Origin of the sequence: Desulfosarcina sp. (genome assembly GCF_041551955.1) — a bacterium.
Classification (GTDB): domain Bacteria; phylum Desulfobacterota; class Desulfobacteria; order Desulfobacterales; family Desulfosarcinaceae; genus Desulfosarcina.
Window position 1 is genome coordinate 21422 of the sequence record NZ_JBFELV010000017.1, and the last position, 6258, is coordinate 27679.

6 protein-coding genes are annotated in these 6258 nt (G+C 58.8%); 3 read left to right on the plus strand and 3 right to left on the minus strand.

Going from position 1 to position 6258, the window contains the following annotated elements; genetic code table 11:
* Positions 1–19: 19 nt before the first annotated feature.
* The 3 genes from ABYV26_RS02625 to ABYV26_RS02635 form a co-directional block, all read right to left on the minus strand.
* Positions 20–778: an HD domain-containing protein gene (locus ABYV26_RS02625; RefSeq protein WP_372677895.1), complete on the minus strand. Its 759-nt coding sequence runs from the start codon at positions 776–778 to the stop codon at positions 20–22.
* Between the two features lie 274 nt (positions 779–1052).
* Complete coding sequence (locus tag ABYV26_RS02630) at positions 1053–1550, minus strand: hypothetical protein (protein WP_372677897.1); 498 nt, start codon at positions 1548–1550, stop codon at positions 1053–1055.
* Positions 1551–1761: 211 nt separating this feature from the next.
* Complete coding sequence (locus tag ABYV26_RS02635) at positions 1762–1938, minus strand: hypothetical protein (protein WP_372677899.1); 177 nt, start codon at positions 1936–1938, stop codon at positions 1762–1764.
* Between the two features lie 216 nt (positions 1939–2154).
* Between ABYV26_RS02635 and ABYV26_RS02640 the strand changes: the two genes are divergently transcribed.
* The 3 genes from ABYV26_RS02640 to ABYV26_RS02650 form a co-directional block, all read left to right on the plus strand.
* On the plus strand, positions 2155–3834 hold the full coding sequence (locus ABYV26_RS02640) for a 4Fe-4S dicluster domain-containing protein (RefSeq protein WP_372677901.1): 1680 nt from the start codon (positions 2155–2157) through the stop codon (positions 3832–3834).
* A gap of 23 nt (positions 3835–3857) precedes the next feature.
* A complete protein-coding gene (locus ABYV26_RS02645; RefSeq protein WP_372677903.1) occupies positions 3858–5033 on the plus strand; it encodes an NAD(P)/FAD-dependent oxidoreductase in 1176 nt (391 codons plus the stop codon).
* A partial coding sequence (locus ABYV26_RS02650; protein ID WP_372677905.1) for an aminotransferase class I/II-fold pyridoxal phosphate-dependent enzyme occupies positions 5033–6258 on the plus strand: 1226 nt, incomplete at its 3' end. The genes ABYV26_RS02645 and ABYV26_RS02650, both read left to right, overlap by 1 nt.

The window sequence follows — 6258 nt, forward strand, 5'->3', positions numbered from 1 at the left end:
ATTGGATAAAAGGCATGGCTCAGGGTGGTGGGATGAAGTCAGTCAGAATCACCTGGTACAATTCTTCGCCGATGGCAAGGCCCATATCGATGAATTGGGGCCCATAGCGACGTCCGGTTCGGGAGCGGAAGGTTCCGCGGATTTTCTTCAGCAGGGCCATGCCTTTGGGGAAGTGATCCACAAAAACCTCCAACGGCGGGTTCACGAATCCGACCATGTCCCAGAGCGTATGGTTGAAGTTGTCCGGTCCCCAGCGGAACTTGTCCGCATCGTACAGGCAGTCGGAAATGATACGAGCCTGACGGGCCGGCAGTCGTTCCAGACGGGAAAAGGCTTCGTGGTTGCGAATGGCCGTGCATACATGGGTGATCTCTTCGGGCACAAGCGGATACGTCCTCAGGATATCGCGCGCCGTCTCGGCCCCTTTTTCGGCGTGTGATTTCTCTTTGCGACAGATATCGTGCAACAAACCGGCGCACTGAGCCAGCAGCAGGTTCCGCTGAACCCGGTCTTCCGCATGGCCGGCCAAGCGGCTTTCGATAATGACTAGGGTGCCGGCATCGATGGCCACCTTTTCCACGTGCCCCATACCGTGGCCGAAATCGTCGTCGAGGCATCCGGCCATGTCTTCTCGGAGCCTGAGGATAGCGACATCGGAGTGGTAGAACCGCCGTGAACCATTGGTCTCGGAAGGATGGGCACGATAAAAATCAGGCCGGGGATAGCGGGCCGCGATCTTGCGGGCGATCTTTCGAATCTCCAGATAAACAGCGTCCATTGGCAGGCATCCTCACCAGGATGCAGACGTTAAATGGTTGTGGTCAGCGCCAGGCAGTTATCAAACCGGCTTGTCGGTTGGCCTTTCTGCAAGGAACCACCGGTGCAATCCAGTCCCTGTGCCTTTTATCGCGACCCAGAAAATAAGCGCCGGTTTCACGAAGGCTGTGAAACCGGCGGCGGATGCTCATCGTTGCGTTGACGGTAACGACCCATACCGTTAGGCAGGTGTTGCCATCCTCTTGCCATTGGCAGTCCTGCTGAATGCCGGCTGGCTATCCATCCATGGACAGGCCGAAAGGGGTCCCGCAGACTTTCCACTTGCCATCCTCTTTGACCAGGTCCAGGGTCGCTTCGAATTCATAAGTCTGGCCCAAACGAAAAAGCGACGCCACATAAGCGAAGACCGGATGGATGCAGGTACGGTTTTTCCCCTTCAGATGAATCCTGGCGGATTCGGGGTCCTGAGCCAGGGTTTGGGTTTTCACATGGATGATGGCCTGTTTGACCATCCCGGTGCCGAATCCGCGGGCATTCGCCTCATCGGTCATGGTTTGAAGGTAGGCGGTGACGACCGGTTCATCCGCCGTACCGGCCAGTTCATTGCACATATACTTTTCCATGCCGGCATCCAGTAGAAAATAAGCCTTGGAAAATTCGATCGCCGTTCCCGTGGCCGTTTGTTTGCCATCTGCAAAAACAAACGCCACCTGAAGACACACGGCCAGAACCACTACCAGTATCCATGCTGAATTGCTGCTGCGGTTTTCCATGCTCAACGCCTCCTTGCAGGATCATCCCGGCACGATGCACACGCGTCGCCAGGGTTGGGTTGCCGTATACGGAAGTTAAGGAATTGGCTGAAAAGGTCAGGCATGGCAGATACCATGGATCGTTGCATTAAACAAGTCATATGTGTCTCCGGGCCGATGTATAAAGGCCCTTGACAGCTTTTTCGACTAATAGTATACAACTGGTAAAACTTTAAGTGTGCTTACTATAGTAGCAGGCGTATAACATGCCGGTTTTCTGCGTTGAAACATTCATGCCGTCCCGACCCGGCGAATCCATTGCCATTGAACCGGTGTGCAGCAGCATGCCCCCAATGACCCGGGCGGCCCAGGCGGCGATCGGTTGGCCTGCCTTCGATTTCACCATCATTACCCGATCCCTCCCGGCGGTCTTATCCGGCTGCCACGCCGCCCCTATGAACCAGAGAATCGTTGGCCGTCGGTTGAAACAGACCGGTTTTCATCCCGGGCCCCTTGTTTTTAACGGAAAATCAGGCTATCTGAATGCCCCTGAACATGATTCAGTTCATTCATGGCATTTTTCCTGTCGCCTTTCTGGAAACCGGATTGAAAAAGGGGGAGACCGATGACCACGCACGAAACCATTGAATTTGACGTACTCTTTGTTGGCGGCGGACCCGCCAATCTGGCCGGCGCCATCCGCCTGATGCAATTGGCAGCGGAAAAGGGACAGGAGCTGGAAGTCGCCCTCATCGACAAGGGTGCCGCCATCGGCTCCCATGCCATCAGCGGGGCGGTGATGAATCCGGCGGCCATCGCCGAGCTTTTTCCGGATTATCTGGAGCAGGGATTCCCCGTGGAGCAGACCGTGCGCGGCGACGGTTTCTTTTTTCTCACACCGCAGCGCAGTTTTAAAATGCCGCTGGTGCCTCGCCAGATGCACAACACCGGTTTTCCCATCGTCAGTCTCTCCCGGGTGTGCCGTTGGCTGGGGGAAAAGGCCGAGGCATTGGGCATCAATATATTTCCCGGCTTCGACGGCAAAGAGATTCTTATGGCCGACGACGGCATCACGGTGACGGGGGTTCGTACCGGCGACAAAGGGCTGGACAAAGACGGTCGGCCCAAACCCAATTTTGAGCCGGGCATCGACCTGCTGGCCAGGGTCACCGTGCTGGGAGAGGGCGCCCGGGGCAGCCTGATGAAAGCGTTGGCCGACAAACTGCCCATTCGTTCGGGCCGTCTGCCCGAGGTGTTTGAAACGGGGATCAAGGAAGTGATCCACCTGCCGGAAAACCATTTTTTTAACGGCAGCGCCTTCAACGACATTCATACGATGGGCTACCCCTTGGATCTGGACACCCCGGGCGGTGGGTTTGTCTATGAAATGGCCAAAAACCGTATCGCCCTGGGTTTTCTGGTTGCCCTGGGTTACGAGAACCCGTCGCTGGACCTCTACGACACGTTCATGCGCTTCAAGGGGCACCCGATGATCCGCAGCATCATCCGGGGCGGCAAGGTGGTGGAGCAGGGGGCTCGCGCCGTTTCCACCGGCGGCTGGTTTTCCATGCCGAACCTGGCCGTGGACGGCGCCCTGTTCACCGGAAACGGTGCAGCCATGCACAGCACACCGGCCATCAAAGGCATCCACCTGGCCATGAAGTCGGGAATGCTGGCCGCCGAGACCATCATGGACGCTCTTGCGGCCGGCGATACCCGACGTCACACCCTGGACGACTACCGCCGGCGGATCGAGGCCAGCTGGGCCGGTGCGGAGCTTCGGGAGGGCCGCAACTTCGCCCAGGCCCTGGCCAAGAAAGGACCCGTCAAATGGCTCCATCTGGCCGCCCAGTATATTTCCAAGGGCAAGGGGCTGGTCGATCGCCTCCCCGCCGTGGATGACGCCTCCACCCTGACTCCCTTGAAAGACCATGCAGCTGCTGCCGGACCTGCCGACGCGCCGTCCAAGCCGGCCGCGGAAGATCCGGCCATGGTGGACAAGCTCACCGGCGTCTACCTTTCCGGCACCCTGCACCGGGAGGACCAACCCAGCCATGTCCTCATTCACGACCAGCGGGTGTGCGTGGAGAAATGTTATCCCACCTATGGCAGCCCCTGCACCCGTTTTTGCCCGGGGGATGTCTATGAACTGGAAACCGGCAAAGACGGCAGCGGCATCAAAGGCATCAAGTTGAACTTTACCAACTGCCTGCATTGCAAGACATGCGACATCAAGGATCCCTTCCACAACGTCACCTGGACCTGTCCGGAGGGTGGGGAAGGGCCCAACTATAAACAGGCCTGACCGGTTCAAGGAGAATTCTGACCATGGATAGAAACAGTCGTTATGATATCATCATCGTCGGTGGCGGCATTATGGGCTCCACCACCGCCTATTACCTGACCCGCAAGAATCCGGGACTTAACGTGGCCGTCATCGAACGGGATTTGGCTTACACGCGGGCCTCCACCACCCTGTCCATGGTCAACGCCAGAATTCAGTTCAGCCTGAAGCAGAACGTCCAGATTTCACAGTACGCCTTCGATGTGCTGGAACGCTTCGAAGACGACATGACGCTGGCCGGCAACCGTCCCCGCATCGCCTACCACCGCGAGGGCAACCTTTTTCTTCATCAAGCACCCGCGGCCGCCGATGCCCAAGCGGCCATGGCGATGCAGCAGGCGTTGGGATGTCAGGTCGAGTGGTGGTCACCGGACGAGATCAAGGCCCATTATCCCCTGTATGCGACCGAGGGGTTCGCTGACGGCACCTTCGGCGCCCAAGACGGTCATTTCGACGCCTATGCCGTGCTCATGGGCTACAAGGCCAACGCCAGGGCCCAGGGGGCCGTCTACATCGAGGACGAGGTGACCGAACTGGCGGTCGACAACCGGCAGATCAGCGGCGTCAAGACCGCCTCCGGCGCCACCTATGCATCTGAGGTCGTGGTCAACTGCGCCGGTGCCTGGTGCACCGAATTGGCCGGAACTGCTGGGGTGGACCTGCCCGTGAACCCGGTCAAGCGCCAGTGCTTCTGCCTGGACCCGGCCGTCAAACCCGACGGTCCACTGCCCTTGACGGTCCTTCCATCCGGACTCTACTTCAGAACGGAAACCGGGGGAATGGTGCTGCTGGGAAAATCCATGGACGACGACCCGGTGGGGTTCAATTTCACCTGGGATCAGAACCGGTTCATGGATCTTCTGTGGCCGGAACTGGCTGAATTCGTACCGGCTTTCGAGCGACTGAAGCTGGTGCGGGGCTGGGCGGGCCTGTATGCGGTCAACACCCTGGACGACAATGCCATCCTCGGCGAATGGCCTGAAATCAAAGGATTTTACCTGGCCAACGGCTTCTCCGGACACGGCCTCCAGCAAGGCCCGGCCGTGGGCCGCTACATGAGTGAATTGATCATCGGTGACACCCCGACGCTGGATCTGTCGATCTTCAGCCCCCAGCGCATACTCGATGGCAAACCACTGGCAGAGGGGGGGATCGTCTAGTGGATACCCCGATTCCCGGCAATATCGTTCGGGACAAAATCCGTGAAAGCAGGCTGGCCTGCGTGGGACTGGCCTCCATCCGTGAGCTCAACCGGCTGGTGGGGGAAATCGAAGGGGCCTCCGGGCAGCGGTTTATCCGCATGGAGATGGGCATCCCTGGGATGGCCCCGCCGGAGATTGCCGTGGAGGGAGAGATAGCTGCCCTGAAAAATGGTGTGGGCGCCATCTACCCGCCTTTTGACGGCATCCCCAGCCTGAAGACCGAAATCTCCCGTTTTGTGAAGCAGTTTTTGGACGTCGACGTGCAGCCGGCCCACTGCCTGCCCACCGTGGGCGCCATGCAGGGATGCTTTCTTTCCATGATGATGGCCGGCCGCCGGATCCAGGGCAGGAACGGCATCCTGTTTATCGACCCGGGATTTCCCGTGAACAAGAAGCAGGCCCAGGTGCTGGGGTTGCCCAGGGAGAGTTTCGACGTTTACGATTTCCGAGGGGACCGGCTGCGTGACAAGCTGGAGTCCTACCTGTCGTCGGGTCGGATCGGCGCCCTGATGTATTCCAACCCCAACAACCCGGCCTGGATCTGCTTCACGGAGAAAGAGCTGGGCATTATCGGCGAGCTGTGCACGGCCTACGATGTCATCGCCTTGGAGGACCTGGCCTACTTCGGCATGGATTTCAGGCAGGACACCTCCCGGCCGGGGGTGCCGCCCTTCATCCCCACGGTGGCCCGCTATACGGACAACTACATTTTGCTCGTCTCCAGCTCCAAATCTTTTAGCCTGGCCGGTCAGCGCATCGGCATGACAGCCATTTCCGATCGTCTGTTCGAATCCACCGGCGACGGCTTGGTGCAATGGTTCGGCACCGACCGGTTCGGCTACGCCTATATTTTTGGCGGCATGTATTCCCTGAGCGCCGGTGTGTGTCACAGCACCCAGTATGGCCTGGCCAAACTGCTGGAGGCGGTCAACGACGGTAGGTACGACTTTGTCGCGGCGGTGAGAGAATATGGCCAGCGCGCCCGGACGATGAAGCGCCTGTTCACCGAGAACGGCTTTTCGCTGGTCTATGACATGGATGAGGATCAGCCGTTGGCCGATGGCTTTTACTTCACTGTCGCCTATCCCGGTTTCAGCGGGGTCGAGCTGGTGGAGGAGCTGCTCTACTACGGCATCAGTGCCATATCCCTTGAAACCACCGGCAGCAGACGTACCGAAGGCAT